The 16,243-nt window shown below is 71.4% G+C and carries 15 protein-coding genes; 14 read left to right on the forward strand and 1 reads right to left on the reverse strand.

What is annotated here, in order from left to right:
- Positions 1-4: 4 nt before the first annotated feature.
- Positions 5-718 (reverse strand): 4'-phosphopantetheinyl transferase family protein, encoded by a 714-nt coding sequence (locus KI385_RS26160; RefSeq protein WP_281066904.1) that lies wholly within the window; start codon positions 716-718, stop codon positions 5-7.
- Between the two features lie 107 nt (positions 719-825).
- Between KI385_RS26160 and KI385_RS26165 the strand changes: the two genes are divergently transcribed.
- The 14 genes from KI385_RS26165 (at position 826) to KI385_RS26230 (ending at position 16,215) form a co-directional block, all read left to right on the forward strand.
- The gene (locus KI385_RS26165; RefSeq protein WP_238574614.1) at positions 826-1,887 is read left to right on the forward strand and encodes a saccharopine dehydrogenase family protein; all 1,062 of its coding nucleotides are present in this window, start codon (positions 826-828) and stop codon (positions 1,885-1,887) included.
- Positions 1,884-2,531: a TetR/AcrR family transcriptional regulator gene (locus tag KI385_RS26170; protein ID WP_238574615.1), complete on the forward strand. Its 648-nt coding sequence runs from the start codon at positions 1,884-1,886 to the stop codon at positions 2,529-2,531. Before KI385_RS26165 ends, KI385_RS26170 begins: the two co-directional genes overlap by 4 nt.
- 159 nt (positions 2,532-2,690) lie before the next feature.
- A complete protein-coding gene (locus KI385_RS26175) occupies positions 2,691-3,248 on the forward strand; it encodes a cytochrome P450 (protein WP_238574616.1) in 558 nt (185 codons plus the stop codon).
- Positions 3,218-3,868, forward strand: coding sequence for a cytochrome P450 (locus tag KI385_RS26180; RefSeq protein WP_238574617.1), 651 nt, complete (start codon positions 3,218-3,220; stop codon positions 3,866-3,868). Before KI385_RS26175 ends, KI385_RS26180 begins: the two co-directional genes overlap by 31 nt.
- Positions 3,869-3,905: 37 nt before the next feature.
- Positions 3,906-4,097 (forward strand): ferredoxin, encoded by a 192-nt coding sequence (locus KI385_RS26185; RefSeq protein ID WP_238574618.1) that lies wholly within the window; start codon positions 3,906-3,908, stop codon positions 4,095-4,097.
- Between the two features lie 3 nt (positions 4,098-4,100).
- Positions 4,101-5,324 carry an NAD(P)/FAD-dependent oxidoreductase gene (locus KI385_RS26190; RefSeq protein ID WP_238574619.1) on the forward strand — a complete coding sequence of 408 codons (1,224 nt, stop codon included), beginning with the start codon at positions 4,101-4,103 and terminating at the stop codon, positions 5,322-5,324.
- A 593-nt stretch (positions 5,325-5,917) separates the two neighbouring features.
- Positions 5,918-6,496 (forward strand): acyl carrier protein, encoded by a 579-nt coding sequence (locus KI385_RS26195; RefSeq protein WP_238574620.1) that lies wholly within the window; start codon positions 5,918-5,920, stop codon positions 6,494-6,496.
- Between the two features lie 61 nt (positions 6,497-6,557).
- The gene (locus KI385_RS26200; protein ID WP_238574621.1) at positions 6,558-7,862 is read left to right on the forward strand and encodes a beta-ketoacyl-[acyl-carrier-protein] synthase family protein; all 1,305 of its coding nucleotides are present in this window, start codon (positions 6,558-6,560) and stop codon (positions 7,860-7,862) included.
- 8 nt (positions 7,863-7,870) lie between these two features.
- On the forward strand, positions 7,871-9,064 hold the full coding sequence (locus KI385_RS26205; protein ID WP_238574622.1) for a beta-ketoacyl synthase N-terminal-like domain-containing protein: 1,194 nt from the start codon (positions 7,871-7,873) through the stop codon (positions 9,062-9,064).
- On the forward strand, positions 9,061-10,350 hold the full coding sequence (locus KI385_RS26210) for a beta-ketoacyl-[acyl-carrier-protein] synthase family protein (RefSeq protein WP_238574623.1): 1,290 nt from the start codon (positions 9,061-9,063) through the stop codon (positions 10,348-10,350). Before KI385_RS26205 ends, KI385_RS26210 begins: the two co-directional genes overlap by 4 nt.
- The gene (locus KI385_RS26215) at positions 10,340-11,662 is read left to right on the forward strand and encodes a beta-ketoacyl synthase N-terminal-like domain-containing protein (protein WP_238574624.1); all 1,323 of its coding nucleotides are present in this window, start codon (positions 10,340-10,342) and stop codon (positions 11,660-11,662) included. The genes KI385_RS26210 and KI385_RS26215 overlap by 11 nt, the downstream gene beginning before the upstream one ends.
- A 22-nt stretch (positions 11,663-11,684) precedes the next feature.
- Positions 11,685-14,567 carry an aminotransferase class III-fold pyridoxal phosphate-dependent enzyme gene (locus KI385_RS26220; RefSeq protein ID WP_238574625.1) on the forward strand — a complete coding sequence of 961 codons (2,883 nt, stop codon included), beginning with the start codon at positions 11,685-11,687 and terminating at the stop codon, positions 14,565-14,567.
- An 84-nt stretch (positions 14,568-14,651) separates the two neighbouring features.
- Entirely contained in the window at positions 14,652-15,398 is a 747-nt protein-coding gene (locus KI385_RS26225; protein WP_238574626.1) for a 3-oxoacyl-ACP reductase family protein, read from the forward strand.
- A gap of 10 nt (positions 15,399-15,408) precedes the next feature.
- Positions 15,409-16,215, forward strand: coding sequence for an SDR family NAD(P)-dependent oxidoreductase (locus KI385_RS26230; protein ID WP_238574627.1), 807 nt, complete (start codon positions 15,409-15,411; stop codon positions 16,213-16,215).
- Positions 16,216-16,243: the final 28 nt, after the last annotated feature.

The following is a 16,243-nucleotide window of genomic DNA, read 5'->3' on the forward strand; positions in this document are numbered from 1 at the left end:
GGGCTCATCTTTGAGCTGTCAGCGTCTCCCAGGTCAAGGGGCGTGTTGTGGGTGTGTGGGGGATGGTTACGGCGGTTACCAGGATGTGGTGGGAGGTGTGCCAGTGGCCGGTTAGGGGGGTGGTTGTGGTTGTTGGGGTGGGGGTTTGGGGGTGGGGGAGGAGGTGGGCGGTGAAGGTGTGGGTGTGGGGGGTGAAGGTGATTTCGGCGTCCTCGAAGTGAAGGGGGCGGGGGGCCAGGGGGGAGCAGGCCTTGTAGAGGGATTCCTTGGCGCTGAAGAGGAGGCGGTCCCAGTGGATGTCCGGGCGGGCGGTGTGGAGTTGGCGTAGGTGGGTGCGTTCGGTGGGGGAGGTGATGCCGTTGCGTACGGAGGGGGGTAAGGGGGCGTGGGGTTCGGCGTCGACTCCTAGGTGGGGGATGTCGGTGGTGTGGGCGACGGCGGCTGCGCGGTAGCCGGCGCAGTGGGTGAGGCTGCCGGTGATGCCGGGGGGCCAGGTGGGGGCGCCGGAGGGGGACGGCGGGAGGGGGGTCGGGGGGAGGCCGAGGCGGGCGAGGGCGCGGTGGGCGCAGTGGCGGGTGGTGGTGAATTCGTGGCGGCGTTTGGCTCCGGCGTGGGCGATGGCCTGTTGCTCGGTCGGGAAGAGGGCGGGTGTGGGGGCGGGGTCGCCGAAGGTGTCTTCGCCCAGCGCGCCGGGGGGCAGGACGGCCTCGATCAGCATCTGGCAATTCCTCGTTTTCGCAGGTGAGTTGGTGGTGGGTGGGGCTGGTGACGTGGTGGGGAGGGATGGCGTTGTGTTTCTAGGTCGCGTGACCTAGTCTGCCTCGTGTGGACGATGACATCCAGCTTGATCTGACAGGCCCGGTGCTCGTGGTGGGCGGTTATGGCACCGTCGGCGGAGATCTGACCCGGCTCGCGGCGCCCTCGTGGCCCTTGCTGCTCACGGGGCGTACCCCGGAGCGTGGACGTGCGCTCGCCGATGAGGTGGGTGCGTCGCTCCAGCGCTGGGATCTGAGTGATCCGGAGCCCTTCACGGCGAAGGTCCGTGCCGTGATCAGTACGGTGAACGACCCTGATGACCGGGTGCTGTTGGCCGCGATCCGTGGCGGTGTCCCGTACGTGGACATCACGCGATGGACGGCGCGGCTGCAGCGGGCCACCGCGGTGGCGGCCGTGACGCCGCCCACGGCTCCTGTGCTGCTGTCGTCGAGCTGGATGGGTGGGGTGACCGGGCTGGTCGCCGCGGCGCTGGCGCGTGAGCTCGGTGGGGCGGCCGCGGTGGAGATCGCCATTCGGTATGACCTCAAGGACCGGGCGGGCACGGACTCGGTGGAGTTCATGGACCGGCTCGGGCTCGATTACGAGGTGACCGAGGGCGGGCAGCGGCGGATGATCATGCCGCTGAGCGGGGCCGGGACGGTCAGCATCGGTGGGCATCGGACCAAGGTGGCGCGGATCGATACGCCGGAGCAGTTCACCCTGCCGTTGGTGCTCGGGGTGGATACGGCGATCACGCGGATCGGCTTCAGCGCCAACTCGTCGACGTCCACCTTGCTGGCGCTCAAGCGGACCGGGTTCTTCCGGTGGGGGCGTGGGGATCGGTTCGAGTCCACGCGGCGGTCGATGCTGTACTCGCCGGGTGAGGGCGGCAGCGCTCTCTTGCGGATCGATGTGCGCGGGCGCAGTGGCGAGCGGCGTACGGCGACGGTCACCGATCCGGCCGGGCAGGCCCATCTCACGGCGCTGGGCGGGCTGTTGGGGCTGCGCCGGGTGCTGGGTGAGGACGGTGCAAAGGCGCCTCGTGGGGTGGTGTTCCCCGAGATGACGCCGGTGCCGCAGGATGTCGTTCCCGTCTTGGAGAAGGCGGGCGTCAAGGTCGAGGTGGCATGAGCGAGGAGAAGGAGCCGGGCGCCGGGAAGGGCTCGACGCTGACGCGGCAGGGCAGCATTCGGCGGACGAGTCTGCTGGATGCGGCCGAGGCCGTGCTGGTGGCCAAGGGGGCGGATGCCTCGCTGCGGGCCATCGCCGGTGAGGCCGGGGTGCGGGTCGGGCATCTGCAGCACTACTTCCCGACCCGGGCCGATTTGATCAAGGCGGTGCTGGAGCGGGCGCTGGACCGTTCGCTGGAGCGGCTGGCCGAGACGACGGGGCTGCGGATGGTGCGCGACGACCCGTCGGCCATCGGCACTCCGGAGGGGCCGGCGAACCCTGACGAGGTGGTGGCGGTGGTCCTCGCCGAGCAGGAGGATCCGCAGCTGGTGCGGCTCTATGTCGAGGTGTGGGCGCTGGCCGCGCGGGATGACGAGATCGCCACGGTGGTCCGGGAGTTCTACCGGAAGTACGTCGCGCATGTGGAGGCGTTCGTCCAGCAGGGGCGGCCGGACTGGTCGGGCGAGTTCTGCCGGGCCAGGGCCGAGACCTTTGTCGCGCTGGTCGAAGGGGCGGCCTTGATGCGGTCGGGTATCGCCGGCAGCCGGTCGGCCGCGATGGATGCGCAACTCGCGCAGTTTGCCGTGCGGTTGCTCCGGGACTGAGCGCCGGGCGGGCGGGGGCGCGGTCCGGTCGGTGTCGTACGGCGGTCCGGTCGGTGTCGTACGGCGGTCCGGTCGGTGTCGTACGGCGGTCCGGTCCGTGCCGTACGGCGGGCCCGTCGGTGCGCCGTCAGAGGTGAATTCACTTAGGGGGGATCTTGTATGACCGAGGTAGTGGACCTGGCCGAGCTCGCCGCGACGGCGGGGCTGGAGCGGGAGCTCGACCGGCTCGCCAAGAGCCAGGGCATCATCCGTACCCGTCAGCTGAATCAGCAGGAGACCTGGACGGTGCTCGGTGCGGCGCTGACGCGTGAGCTGCTGAGCGATCCGCGGCTGTCCAACGATGTGCACACCCATGCGCCGCACGGGGCGCTGGTCCCGGGGATGGCCGTGATGCTCCTGGAGCAGGACGACCCCGGGCATGCCCAAAACCGCCGGCTGGTGAGCGCGGCGTTCGCCTCGCGGGCGGTACGGCAGCTGGAGCCGCGGATCGTGGAGATCACCCGGCAGCTGCTGGACGAGCTGGGGGAGCGCGGTACGGCGGACTTCATCGAGGAGTTCACCTATCCGATGCCGCTGGAGGTGATCTGTGAGCTGCTGGGGGTACCGGCGGAGGACCGGGATCCGTTCCGTAAGTGGGCGATGGACATCTCTGCCGCGCCGTCGGGGAGGCGATGCAGGCGGCGGCCGTGGAGCTGTTCAGTTACTGCATCGGGCTGATCGGTGCCAAGCGGGAGCGGCCCACCGAGGATCTGCTCAGTGAGCTGATCGCCGCCCGGTTCGACGACGGGAGTGCGCTGAGCGATGCGGAACTGTCGTCGTTCGCCGCGGTGTTGCTGATCGCCGGCCATGACACGGTCACCAATCTGCTGGCCAATGCGCTGCACGATCTGCTGGCCCATCCCGAGCAGCTGGCCGCGCTGCGCCGCGATCCGTCGCTGGTCGGCGCGGCGGTGGAGGAGGCGCTGCGGTTCCGGGGCTCGGCCATGACCACGGTCAACCGGGTCGCGACGGAGGACATCGAGGCCGGTGGCGTCACGATCCGCAAGGGGGAGCTGGTCCGCTTCCTGCTGAACGCGGCCAATCGCGATACCGAGGTGCGGGCCGATCCGCACTCCTTCGACATCGGCCGGGCGACCGCGCAGCATGTCGCGTTCGGGATGGGGCCGCACTTCTGCCTGGGGCAGCGGCTGGCCCGCCAGGAGGCGACGATCGCGCTGACGGAGATTCTGCAGCGCTTCAGCACGCTTGAACTCGCGGTACCGGCCGATGAGGTGCGCTGGCTGCCGTCGGACGCGATCCGCGGTCCGGTCGAGCTGCCGCTGCGGTACGCGCGCTGAGCATCGGGGTTCTGCCGTAAGGGAGTGGGGGGGACAGATGAAGATCACGGTGGATGACGAGCTGTGCGACGGGCTGGGGCAGTGTGCCCTGGTGGCGCCCGAGGTGTTCGCGCTCGATGACGATGAGCGGCTGGTGGTGGCGCCGGAGCCGGCGCGGGAGCTGGCGGGCAAGGTGGCGGCCGCGGCGCGGGCGTGCCCGGTGCGGGCCATTTCGGTCGAGGAGTCCTGAACCTTGCGCGAGGTCGTCGTGGTGGGGGCGGGTCTGGCGGGCGTGCGGGCCGGTGAGTCGCTGCGGGCGCAGGGGTTCTCCGGCCGGCTGACGGTGGTGTCGGACGAGCGTGAACTGCCTTACGACCGGCCGCCGCTGACCAAGCAGGTGCTCTCCGGGACGATGTCGGAGTCCGACATCCGGCTGGCGGGCGCCGAGGACTTCGGCGCCCGCTGGATCCGGGGGACCGCGGCCGTCGGTCTGGACCGGGAGCGGCGCCGGGTGCGGCTGGCCGATGGTGTGGAGCTGCCGTACGACGGGGTGGTGCTGGCGCCCGGGGCCAAGGCCAGGGCCTGGTCAGGGGCGGTGCCGCCGGCCGGGGTGCTGACGGTGCGGGGGCTCGATGATGTCCGGAGGCTGCGTGCCGCGGTGGACGGTGGGGCCCATGAGGTGGTCATCGTCGGGGCGGGGTTCGTCGGGGTGGAGCTGGCGTCGTCGCTGAGCGGGCTCGGGGTGCGGGTCACGCTGGTGGAGCCGTTCGGCCGGCCGTTGCGGGCGCTGGGCGGGACGGTTTCCGGGGTGGTGGCAAAGGCCGCGGGCCGGGCGGGGGTCGTGGTGCGGCTGGGGACCGGGGTGCGGGGTTTTCGCGACAACGGTGGCCGGGTCGCGGCTGTGGAGCTCGTCGACGGGAGTGTGCTGCCGGCGGTGCTGGTGGTGGTGGCGATCGGGATGGTGCCGGCGACCGGCTGGTTGGCGGGGTCGGGGCTGGCGTTGCCGGCCGGCCGGATCCACTGTGATGAGCGGCTGTTCGCCCGGACCGCGGGCGGGGCGGGCGCGCCGGATCCGGGTGTGGTGGTGGCCGGGGACGCCGCGTGGTGCGATGCGGTGCGGGCGGCGGACGGGCCGGTCGCGCTGGAGCACTGGAGCAATGCGGCCGCGCAGGGTGAGCTGGCCGCGCGCAATCTGCTGGCCGGGCCGGCGGCGGCCGAGCCGTACGACCATGTCCCCTCGTTCTGGACGGCGGCGTTCGGGCTGCGGATCAAGTCGGTCGGTCTGCCGGGTACCGGGGACCGGACGGTGGTCGAGGCGGGGGATCCGGCCGTCGATGCGGTGCTGGTGGCGCACTACCGCGAGGGGCGGCTGGTCGGTGCGGTGAGTGTGAATCAGGGGCGGTTGCTGTCGGCGTATGCGCGGCGGTTGCAAGACGAGCGGATGGTCGGCCGGGGAAACAAAACCGCCGGAATGTGAATCCCCCGTTAAGTTTTCCAATACCACGGAACTTTTGTCGTTGACCCCTTCGGGAGGCGACTTGGTCACGTGACCTATCGCACATTCTCGTGACGCCCCTATGTGGCTCTGGTAACGTTTTTATCGCGCCTCCCGAGGGGGCGGTGCAGGCCTTGTGGGGGAGTACGACGAGGTGCTCGCCGAATAAATGTGGCCTGTTCCTGTGAATGCAGGTATCGGGGGATCATTTGCTACGGGGGATGGCATGTGTAGCGGCTTCATCGGTGTCTGAAAACGGGACCTCCCGCTGTGTGGAAGTGTGTCCCGGTCTTCTGTGCCCGTAGGTCGAGTGCGCTGGCACAACGGCGACTTGTGACCTTTGACGGGCGTTCGTCAACTCATTCAACTCATGCGTCGGGAACCGGCCGGTAGTCGGCTCCGGCGTCCCTGAAGTGAATTTCTGAACGGCTTGCGTGGACAGGCTTTGCCGTGTCCGGTTTCCTTTGCCGTCGGTTTTCCAGCCTTTCGTGATGTCATTTTCTGCTGCCGTTTTCCAGCCTTTTCCATGGCTGGTAAAAGGTGGCTTCCGAGTGCTCAGAAACGAGGAGAGAACCATGCAGAACCCCTTCGAGACAGAGCAGATCCACGAGATTGTGCGAGAGGGCCTGGCCCAGGTGCTGGGCAGCAGCACCGACGAGATCACCCCGGACGCCACCCTTGTCGCCGACCTCGGCGCCGAATCGCTCGACCTGGTCGAATTCCGCTTCGAGATGGAGACCAAGCTCGGCGTGGCGCTGCCCAAGTCGAATGTGCTCGACCTGCTGGCGACGGCGCTCGGCGGTTCGGAGCAGCTCTACGACGACCGGGGCGGGATCTCCGAACTGGCTGCCGCGGTGCTGCGGCGCAGCGCGTTCGGCTACTCCGTGGAGCAGGTGCACGCCGGTATGCGTCCGTACGAGGTCGCCGCGGCGGCCACCAGCGCGCACTGGGCCGCCTTCACCCACACGATCTTCGACCACCTCCCCGAGGCGTGCACCGAGTGCGCCGCCGACAAGGCGCAGATCGCCGTCTCCGGCAAGGCCCAGTGCGCGGGTTGCGGTGCCGCGCTGGAGCCGGCCACCGGCGACGAGGTGATGGCCGACGGTGTCCGTACGGCGCTGGAGGTGCTGGGGCACGCCCAGCCCGTCGGCTGACGCGGATGCCTGTGCGGAAGGCGTCGCTTGTCGTGCGAGTCGTGCGAAAGGAAAGCAACAAGTGAACCCCCACATACCCACCGGGGACGGCCAGGAGGTCGTGGTGACCGGCATCGGCCTGGTCGCCGGCCGGCTGACCGACCCCGAGTCGTTGTTCGACCATCTCGCGCAGGGGCACACGCTCATCACCGAGCACCCGCTCCACAAGGAGTGGGGCGTGCCCTGCGCCGTCTCGGCGCATATCGACCCCGGGGTCAGGACGGCCCTGGAGGACGCGGTGCCCGAGGAGGCCGGATCCCTGGGACCGGCCGGCACCCTCGCCTGGCACGCCGCCGCCCAGGCCTGGGAGCGCAGCGGGCTGCCGCGGCGGCTCGACACCGAGCGCGGCGGCGTCTTCCTCGCCTGCAACCGGATGGTCATGGAGCCGGCCGAACTCGCCGGCCTGGCCGGCCATGTGAACTTCGCGGCCGGCGCACTGGACCTGGACGGCTATCTGGACGCGGACGGGCCCGACGCCGAGCGCTACGAGCGGATCCAGCCGGACACCGCCACCGTGCGGCTGGCCGACTACTTCGGCGCGGCCGGTGTCCTGGAGACACATGCGGACGCCTGCGCCGCGGGCGGGATGGCGATCGGCAGCGCCTACCGCTACATCCGCAGCGGCGCGCTCGATGTGGCGCTCGCCGGCGGCGCCGAGAGCCTGACGACGCTCACCTCCGTCACCGCCTTCTACGGGGTGGGCGCGCTCGCACCCGCCGACGGGCAGGACGCCGGGCGGATCAGCCGCCCCTTCGACAAGGACCGCTCGGGGTTCGTCATCGGCGACGGCGCCGCGTTCCTGGTGCTGGAGTCGCGGGCGCACGCCGAGGCCCGCGGCGCCCGCATCCTGGCCCGGGTCGCCGGCTACGCGGGGGTGACCGAGGCGGTGAAGATGACGTCCAGTTCGCGGGACGGCTCGGACTACGCGGAGTGCATGCGGGCCGCCCTCACGGACGCCGGGCTCACCCCGGGCGACATCGACCATGTCAATGCGCACGGCACCTCGACCGAGGCCAACGACACCTGCGAGGCCGCGGCCCTGCACCTCGTGTTCGGGGAGCGGGCCGCCGGTATCCCGGTCACCGGCAACAAGTCGGCCATGGGGCACTCCCTGGCCAACAGCGGCGCGGCGGAAGCGGTGCTCTCGGTGCTCAGTCTGCAGCGGCAGTCCGTACTGCCGACCCTCAACTTCGCCGAACCCGACGAGGTGACGCGCGGGCTGGACATCGTCACCGAGCAGCGCAGTACGCCGGTGACCGCCGTGTTGTCGAACTCCTTCGGCTTCGGCGGCCAGAACTGTTCCCTGATCCTGGCCCAGGCGGGGTGAGCGCACCGATGACGAATCTTGATGCGGTGCGGCTGACCGCACCCGGCTTATACACGGCGGCGGGGGTGGATCCGGCGTCCCTGTGGGAGGCCCTGGTGGCCGGCAAGGACACCGGCCGGCCGTACGAGGTCGCCTCCGGGCCGTGGCCCGGGACGGACACCGTCTTCCTCGTCGACGACCCCGATGCCGCCACGCTGGGCGTGCACCGAAGGGTGCTGCGTACCTCGGAGAAGCAGGCCCGGATGGCGCTCTACGGCGCCCGGCTGTCGCTGGCCGGGCCGGCCGGGCGCGGTCCGGTGGGCGGTGAGCGCTGGGGGCTCTATCTCGGACTGCCAACGGTGGACGAGGAGTTGCTGCGTTTCACGGCGCTCGACGGGCTGCGCGCGGCCGCCGGCTCACCGGACCGGGTGGCGGCGCTCTACGCCCGGGAGGTTCCGCCGTTCAGCGGGCTCTCCCACCTCAACAGCACCGCCGCCGCCCATATTTCGGCCGCCTTCGGGTTGACCGGGGCGATGGCCGCGTACTCGCCGTTCTCCGACGCGGGGCTGGAGGCACTGATCGACGGGGTGCTCTCGGTCGCCGAAGGTGAGAACGAGGCGGCCGTCGTCGGAGCGGTCAGCCCCAAGGTGCATCCGCTGCTGTTCCCGCAGTACGAGGAGCTGGGCTGGAACGGCGCCACACCGGGCGAGGGGGCCGCCTTCCTGCTCGCCGCGCGGGCCGAGGACGTGCCCGTATTACAGGACGTGTCGGAGCACGGCGGGACGGCAGCGGTCCGGCTGGCCGGCTACGGGCGGGCGTTCGGCGCGGAGGGCGCGGACCGTACGGCGGCGATCGCCGAGGCCGTGCACACGGCGCTGGAGATGGCCCGTACCGACGCCGACGGCATCGGCTGGGTGCTGCCGGACGCCGTGTGGACGGCGGCCGGTGAACAGGCCCAGCGCGCCGCGCTCGACCAGGTCTTCGCGGGTGCCGCCGAGCGGCCCGCGGTGATCGGCACCGAGCCTGCCACCGGTGTGCTCGGACCCGCCCACCCGCTGGCCCATGTGCTGCTGGCACTCCACGGCCTGGCCGGCGGCCGGCGCCTGGCGGCCGACGGCGGCGCGGTGCGGGAGGAGGCGCTGCCGGTCCCCCGGGCGCTGGTGCTGGCCTGTGGTGCGCGCGGTCAGGTGTGCGCCGTCGTACTGGAAGGAGCCGGGACATGACCCGCCGCGTCGTGGTGACCGGACTGGGCGCCGTCTGCGGACTGGGGCTCGACTGGCAGACCATGTGGGAGGGGCTGCGCGAGGGGCGCTCGGCGATCCGCGCCTGGCAGCTGCCCGGTATCGAGGACTTCCCGGTGCGCTATGCGGCGCCGGTCGACGACGAGGCGTTCGCGCTGCGTCACGGCGCCGACGACGGCCTGGACCGGCCGATGGAGCGGCGGATGCGGTTCGGGCTGGCGGCCGCCGGGCAGGCGCTGGCCGACGCCGGCATCGACACCGCTGCCGGCGCCGGGCGCCCGGTGGGGCGGGTCGGCACGGCCGTCGGTTCGGGCGTACCGGAGCGTGACCCCTACGAACTCCTTGCCGCCTTCGGCGAGGACGGCCGGCCGAGCTGGCAGGCGCTCTATGCCCGGCGCGCCGAACTCGACCGCGCCAGCGGCCTGTTCTGCACCAATGACGCGCCGGCCACCGGGATCGCGGCCCGTCACCGGCTGCGCGGGCCGGCGCTCAACTTCAGCACCGCCTGCGCCGGGGCCACCCACGCCATCGGCCATGGATTCCGCATGATCCGGCGCGGTGAGGTGGACGCGATGCTGGTGGGCGGCGCCGACTCGGTGCTGAATCTGCCCACCATGACCGGCCTCCATCTGCTCGGTGCGCCGTCGACGTCCGAGCTGTTCGGGGACCGGCTGTGCCGCGCCTTCGACCGGGACCGCAGCGGTCTGGTGGCCGCGGAGGGCGCGGCGATGCTGGTGCTGGAGAGCGAGGAGAGCGCCCGGCGGCGCGGCGCGGAGATCTACGCGGAGGTGGCCGGCTTCGGCAGCTCCCTCGACGCGTACCAGGTCACCGCCCCGCATCCGGAGGGCAAGGGCGCCGCGCTGGCGATGAGCCGGGCGCTCGCCGACGGTGCGGTGGAGCCGGGCGAGGTGGACTCGGTCAATGCGCACGGCACCTCGACCCCGCTGAACGACCCGATCGAGACCCGTGCGATCAAGGACGTCTTCGCCGGTGGCGGGCACTACCGGAAGCTGGCGGTCACCGCCAACAAGACCATGCTCGGCCATCTGATCGCCGCCGCCGGTGCGCCCGAGCTGATCGCCACCGTGCTGTCCGTACGGGACGGCATCGTGCCCCCGACGCTGAATCTGGAGAACCCGGATCCGGCCTGCGATCTCGACTACGTCCCTGACAAGGCCCGGCACCAGGAGGTGTCGGTGGCAGTGAGCAATTCCTTCGGCTTCGGCGGTCTCAACGCCAGTCTGGTGGTGCGTGGTTATGAGCACTGACATCCCGACAACGAACCCTTCCGATGACGCGATCGTGGTGACCGGCATCGGTGCGGTGCTGCCCACAGGGCGCGGCCCGCAGGCCCTGTGGTCGGCCTGGCGGGAGGCGCAGCCGGCGCTCTCCCCCTACCGGGACCCCTACGTACGGACCCGGAAGATCACCCACTTCGGCCATGTCCCCGACGAACTCCAGCAGCAGAGCCGGGACAGCGTCCCCCACAAACTGCGGAAGTTCGGCACCCCGTTCACCTTCAACGCGGTCCTCGCCGCGCAGGACGCCATGGACGCGGCGGGGGAGGGCTGGCAGGCGATCCCCGAGGAGCGGCGCGGGCTCTATGTCGCCCAGGACGACTCCACGGAGCTGAGCGCCGCGGCCTTCCACAAGGCCCTCGACAAGGCCCGCTCGGACCCGTCGGCGCAGGCGGGGGTGGATCTGCAGCGCCTGGTGGCGGAGGCGTTCGGCAACGCGGCCACCTTCAATCCGTTCACCGTCATCAGGGCGCTCAACAACAACACCCTCGCGCTGATCAGCATCGCCCAGCGGTTCCGCGGCGACTGCGCCGCGTTCGTCCAGGACGCCGGCGCCGCGCTCGGTGCCCTGCAGCGGGCCGCCTTCACCCTCCGCCAGGGCCTCTGCGACACCGCCCTGGTGGTCGGCGCGGGCAGCTTCAACGAGCCCTTGAAGCTGGCGGCGCAGTACCGCGCCGGGCATCTGAGCGCGGGCGGCCGCGGCGGCGCGGCGCTGCGCAGCTTCGACGCCGAACGGGACGGTACGGTCCTCGCCGAGGGCGCGGTCGCGCTCGTACTGGAGCGGGCCGGGGACGCCGCACGGCGCGGCGCACGGCCGCTGGTGGAGATCCTGGGCGCCGCGCTGCGGCCCGCGGTGGACAGCGGCATCGGCCCGTCCACCCTCGCCGAAGGGCCCCGCGGTCTGCTGGCCGCACACGGCCTGACCCCCGACACGCTGGGGGCCGTGCTCGCCGACGGCAAGGGCACGGTCCACCATGACGCCGCCGAGGCCGAGCTGCTGCGGGCGCTGCTGAAGGACAGCGGTGTCCCGGTCGCCTCGCTGCGCCCGGTCACCGGCACCCTGGGCGCCGCCGGACCGCTGGCGGAACTCGCCCTCGCACCGGCCCTGTTCGAGGCGGACGAGCTGCCGCCGATCGCGCATCTGCGGACGCCGCCGGACGACGGCACCGACTTCGTCATGGGCACGCCCAGGAAGCGGCGGATCGACTCCGTACTGAGTCTGCACAGCACGTTCAACGGATTCGCGGGAGCCGTGCTCGTCCAGCGGCCGCACACGCCATAGGGCCACGAGGGGACCACACACCATGTCGCAGTTCACCGCATTCGTGCAGCCCGAGATGGGGCGGATCTTCGCCGCGCTGGGGCTGGACGTCGAATACGTCCGTGCCGAGGGCAACACCCTTTACCACCTCGACGAGCAGGGCGCCGACATCCCGGTCCTCGACCTGATGGGCGGTTACGGCTCCCTGATCTTCGGCCACAACCACCCCGAGATCGTCGCCCACGCCCGGTCCCTGCTGGACGGGAACCGGGCCGTGCACGCCCAGTTCTCGCTGCGCGGCGAGGCCGGGCGGCTCGGCGCGGCGCTCAGCGAGGTCGTCCGCCGGGAGACCTCGGTCAAGGAGCCCTACCTCGCCACCTTCGGCAACAGCGGCGCCGAGGCCGTCGAGGCGGCCGTCAAACACGCCGAACTCGTCCGGGTGCGCAAGGCCATGGCGCTCGCCGACGAGATCGCCGCGCACACCGAGGCCGCCCGGGACGCCGTACGCCGCGGCGAGGCCCGCCTCGACCCGGACGCCGGCCGGCTGCCGGCGGTCCTCGCCCATGCGCCGCAGGCCGACGGCATCGACGGGCTGCTGGCCGCGGTCGAGGCGCACAACGCGGCGGCGATCGGCACCCGGCCGCTGTTCCTGGCGCTGGAGCGCTCCTTCCACGGCAAGCTCGTCGGCAGCGTCCAGCTGACCTACAACAGCGGCTTCCGCGCCCCGTTCCAGAACCTCGGTGCGCGGGTGCGCTTCGTGCCCATGGACCGGCCCGAGCTGCTGGACCGGATCGCCGACGACGAGCGGGTGGTGCTGCTCGACACCGAGATCGACGAGGGGCGGGTGCGGATCGTCGAGCGCGACTTCCCGGCCATCACCGCGTTCCTGGTCGAGCCGGTGCAGGGCGAGGGCGGAATCCATGCGCTGACGACGGAGCAGGGCCGGGCCATCCGGCTGTTCTGCAACAAGGTCGGCACCGCGCTGATCCTCGACGAGGTGCAGAGCGGCATGGGGCGCTGCGGCGCGTTCCTGGCCAGTTCGCTCATCGGGCTGCGCGGCGACTACTACACGCTGTCCAAATCGCTCGGCGGCGGGCTCGCCAAGATCTCCGCGATGCTGGTGCGCCGGTCCCTCTACGAGGGCGAGTTCGACCTGATCCACAGCTCGACGTTCGCCATGGACGACTTCTCCTCGTCGATCGCGCACAAGGTCGTCGAGATGCTGGAGGCCGACGACGGCCAGGTCTACCGGCAGGTCACCGAGCGCGGCGCACGGCTCACCGGCATGCTCACCGACCTCCAGGCCGCCTACCCCGACATCATCGAAGACGTCCGAGGCAAGGGCCTGTTCCTCGGCGTCCAGCTGCGCGACCAGGCCCAGGCCCGCTCCATGGTGCTGCGCGGCAGCGCCTACACCGGCTCGCTCGGCTATCTGCTGTCCGGCTATCTGCTGCGGCAGGAAGGCATCCGGATCGCGCCGACCGGCAGCGCCGGCAATGTGCTGCGCATCCAGCCGTCCGCGTACCTCACGGACGAGGAGATCGAGCGGCTGCGCGGCGCGCTGGACCGGCTCTGCCGCATCCTGCGCTACGAGGACACCCTGCATCTGGTGCACCCGGCCAGCGACCGCAGGATCGCCAAACCGCGCGCGGAGATCAAGGACTTCCGGGGCGCGGTGGCCGGGTACGAGCAGGGCGAGCGGCGCCAGGTGACCGGACCGACCCGCAAGGTCGCGTTCCTCAACCACCTCATCGAGCCCGCGCATCTGCGGCAGGTGGACCCGGCGCTGGCCGACCTGAGCGATGCGGCGCTGCGCTCCTTCGTGCTCGGCATGGACCCGGTGAAGAAGGCGGCGCCCTATCCCGGCGTCCGGATCGACTCACCGCTCGGCAGCGCCGTCGAATTCTCCCTCTACCCGCTGATGGTGGGGTCCGAGCAGATGGGCCGCTACCTGGCCACCGGCGATGTCGCGGGGATCCGCGCGGACATCGAGGAGCGGGTGCGGGCGGCACGCGAGGACGGCTGCGAGGTCGCGGGCCTGGGGATGTACACCTCCATCGTCACCCACAACTGCACCTCGCTGAAGGTCCCGGGCATCGCGCTGACCTCCGGCAACGCGCTGACCGTCGCCATGGGCGTGCAGGCGATGGAGCGGGGTGCCAAGGACCGCGGCCGGCGGGTCGAGGACGCCACGCTGGCCGTGGTCGGCGCGGCCGGCAATATCGCCTCGGTCTACAGCCAGCTGTTCGCCGAGCGGCTGCGCCGTATCGTGCTGGTCGGCAGCCGCCGGGACGGCTCGGCCGGGCGGCTGCGGAACACCGTGCACGGCATCTACCAGGAGTGCTGGTCGCGGATCACGGCCGGCGGTGAACTGGCGGGGATTCCGGCGCGGTTGGCCGAGGAGCCGCTGATCACCAAGTGGCTGGCCGAGGGGTCGGCCGATGACGCGGGCCGGGGCCGGGCGATCGCCGAGTACCTGGAGGAGCGCTACGGTACCGACCCGTTCCTGACGGTCACCCAGGACGGTGCGGCCCTGCGCGAGGCGCAGCTGGTGCTGTGTGCCTCGAACAACCCCGAGCCGTTCCTGACCGGCGAGCACTTCGCGCCGGACGCGGTGATCTGCGATATCGCCGTACCCAACAACGCCGTGCCCGGACTGGCCGCACAACGGCCCGACCTGGCGTACATGCTCGGCGGCATCGTCGCCACGCCGAACGGCGAGAGCCTGCACCCCTCGGCGCGCGCCTTCCTGGAGGCGGGCCAGCTGTTCGCCTGCATGGCCGAGACCGCGCTGATGGGCCTGGCCGGCATCGACCACCACTACTCCTACGGGAACATCACCCGCCAACAGGTCATCGACATCGCGGCGCTGGCCGAGGCGCACGGTCTGCGGCTGGCCGACTACAAGAGCGCGCACTCGGTGTGAGCCGCGGGTGCCGCGCACGGTGGGCCGTGCGCGGCACCCGCCCCTCCCCGACCCCTGCCCTCCCCACAGATTCGAGAGGACGCCATGGAATTCGAAGGCCAGGTGGCGCTGGTGACCGGCGGCAGCCGGGGCATCGGCCGCGCGATCGCCGTACGGCTCGCGGAGGCCGGGTGCGATATCGCGCTCAACTACCGCAGCGCCACGACGGAGGCGGAACAGGTCGCCGAGCGGATAGCCGGGCTGGGCCGCAAGGTCGCGCTCTACCAGGGGGACATCTCCGACCCCGATGTGCCGCACACGATCGTGACCGGTGTACGCGCCTCCTTCGGGCGGCTCGATGTGCTCGTCAACAACGCCGGGATCACCCGTGACGAACTGCTGGTCAACCAGAGCCTCAAGGACATCGAGCAGGTCCTGGCCACCAACCTGATCGCCCCGATGCTCACCGTGCAGGCCGTGGCGCCCGTCATGCTCCGTCAGCGGTACGGACGGATCGTCAATATCTCCTCGTCCGCCGCCTCCAAGCCCGGCCGGGGCCAGTCCAACTACGCGGCGGCCAAGGGCGGTCTGGAGGCGTTCACCAAGGCGATGGCCGTGGAACTCGCCTCCCGCGGGATCCTGGTGAACGCGGTCGCCCCAGGCGTGATCAACACCGAGATGACCGACGCCATCCGCAGCCATGGCGAGGACGAGATCATGCGTCGGCTGCTGGTGAAGTCCTACGCCGAACCCGAGACGATCGCCGACGCCGTGGCCTACCTCGCCAGCCCCCGCAACACGTACACGACGGGCGAGGTACTCCACGTCGACGGCGGACTGAAGATGGCGTGAGAGGCCGGTCATGAGCGAACACGACGCACACCACGCCCCGGCGCCCGGCGAATTCGCCGGCCGGACCGCCGTCGTCACCGGCGCGGCCCAGGGCATCGGCCGCGAGGTCGCCCTCCTCCTGGCCGCGTCCGGCGCCGCGCGGCTCATCCTGCTGGACCGGGACGCCGCCCAACTGCACACCGTCGTCAAGGAAGTGGGCGAGCTGGGCGCGGTCGCCGTGCCCGTCCCCGTGGACCTGCGCGAACGCGACCTCGTACGCACCCGGCTCCGCACCGAACTCCGGGCCGCCGGCAAGCTCGACATTCTCGTCAACAACGCCGGAGTGGCCGACGAGAACGGCCCCGACGACGAGACCACCTGGCTGCGGGTGCTCGACATCAACCTGCACGGCACCTTCGCGGTCACCGCCGCCTGCCTGGAACACCTCGTCGACAAGGGACGCATCGTCAATGTGTCCTCCATCCTCGGCAAGGCCGGAAAGATGCGGAACACCGCCTACTGCGCCTCCAAACACGGCCTGATCGGCTACACCAAGGGCCTCGCCCTCGACCTCGCCGCCCGCGGGATCACGGTCAACGCCGTGCTGCCCGGCTGGATCGACACCCCCATGCTCCGCCGCGAACTCGCCGCCCAGGCCGACGAGATCGGCGCGGACCCGGCGCGGATGCTGCGCCAGGCCCGTAAGAGCATCCCGCTGCGCCGGCTCGTCGAGGCGCGGGAGGCCGCGGAGCTGATCGGGTTCCTGGTGTCCGACCGCGCGGCCGCCATCACGGCGCAGAGCCTGACCGTCGACGGGGGCTACACCCGTGGGATGTAGCCCCTGGCTGCGCCGGCTGGGGCGGCGT

Origin of the sequence: Streptomyces inhibens, from assembly GCF_022221585.1 — a bacterium.
In the GTDB taxonomy this organism is placed as follows: Bacteria; Actinomycetota; Actinomycetes; order Streptomycetales; family Streptomycetaceae; genus Streptomyces; species Streptomyces inhibens.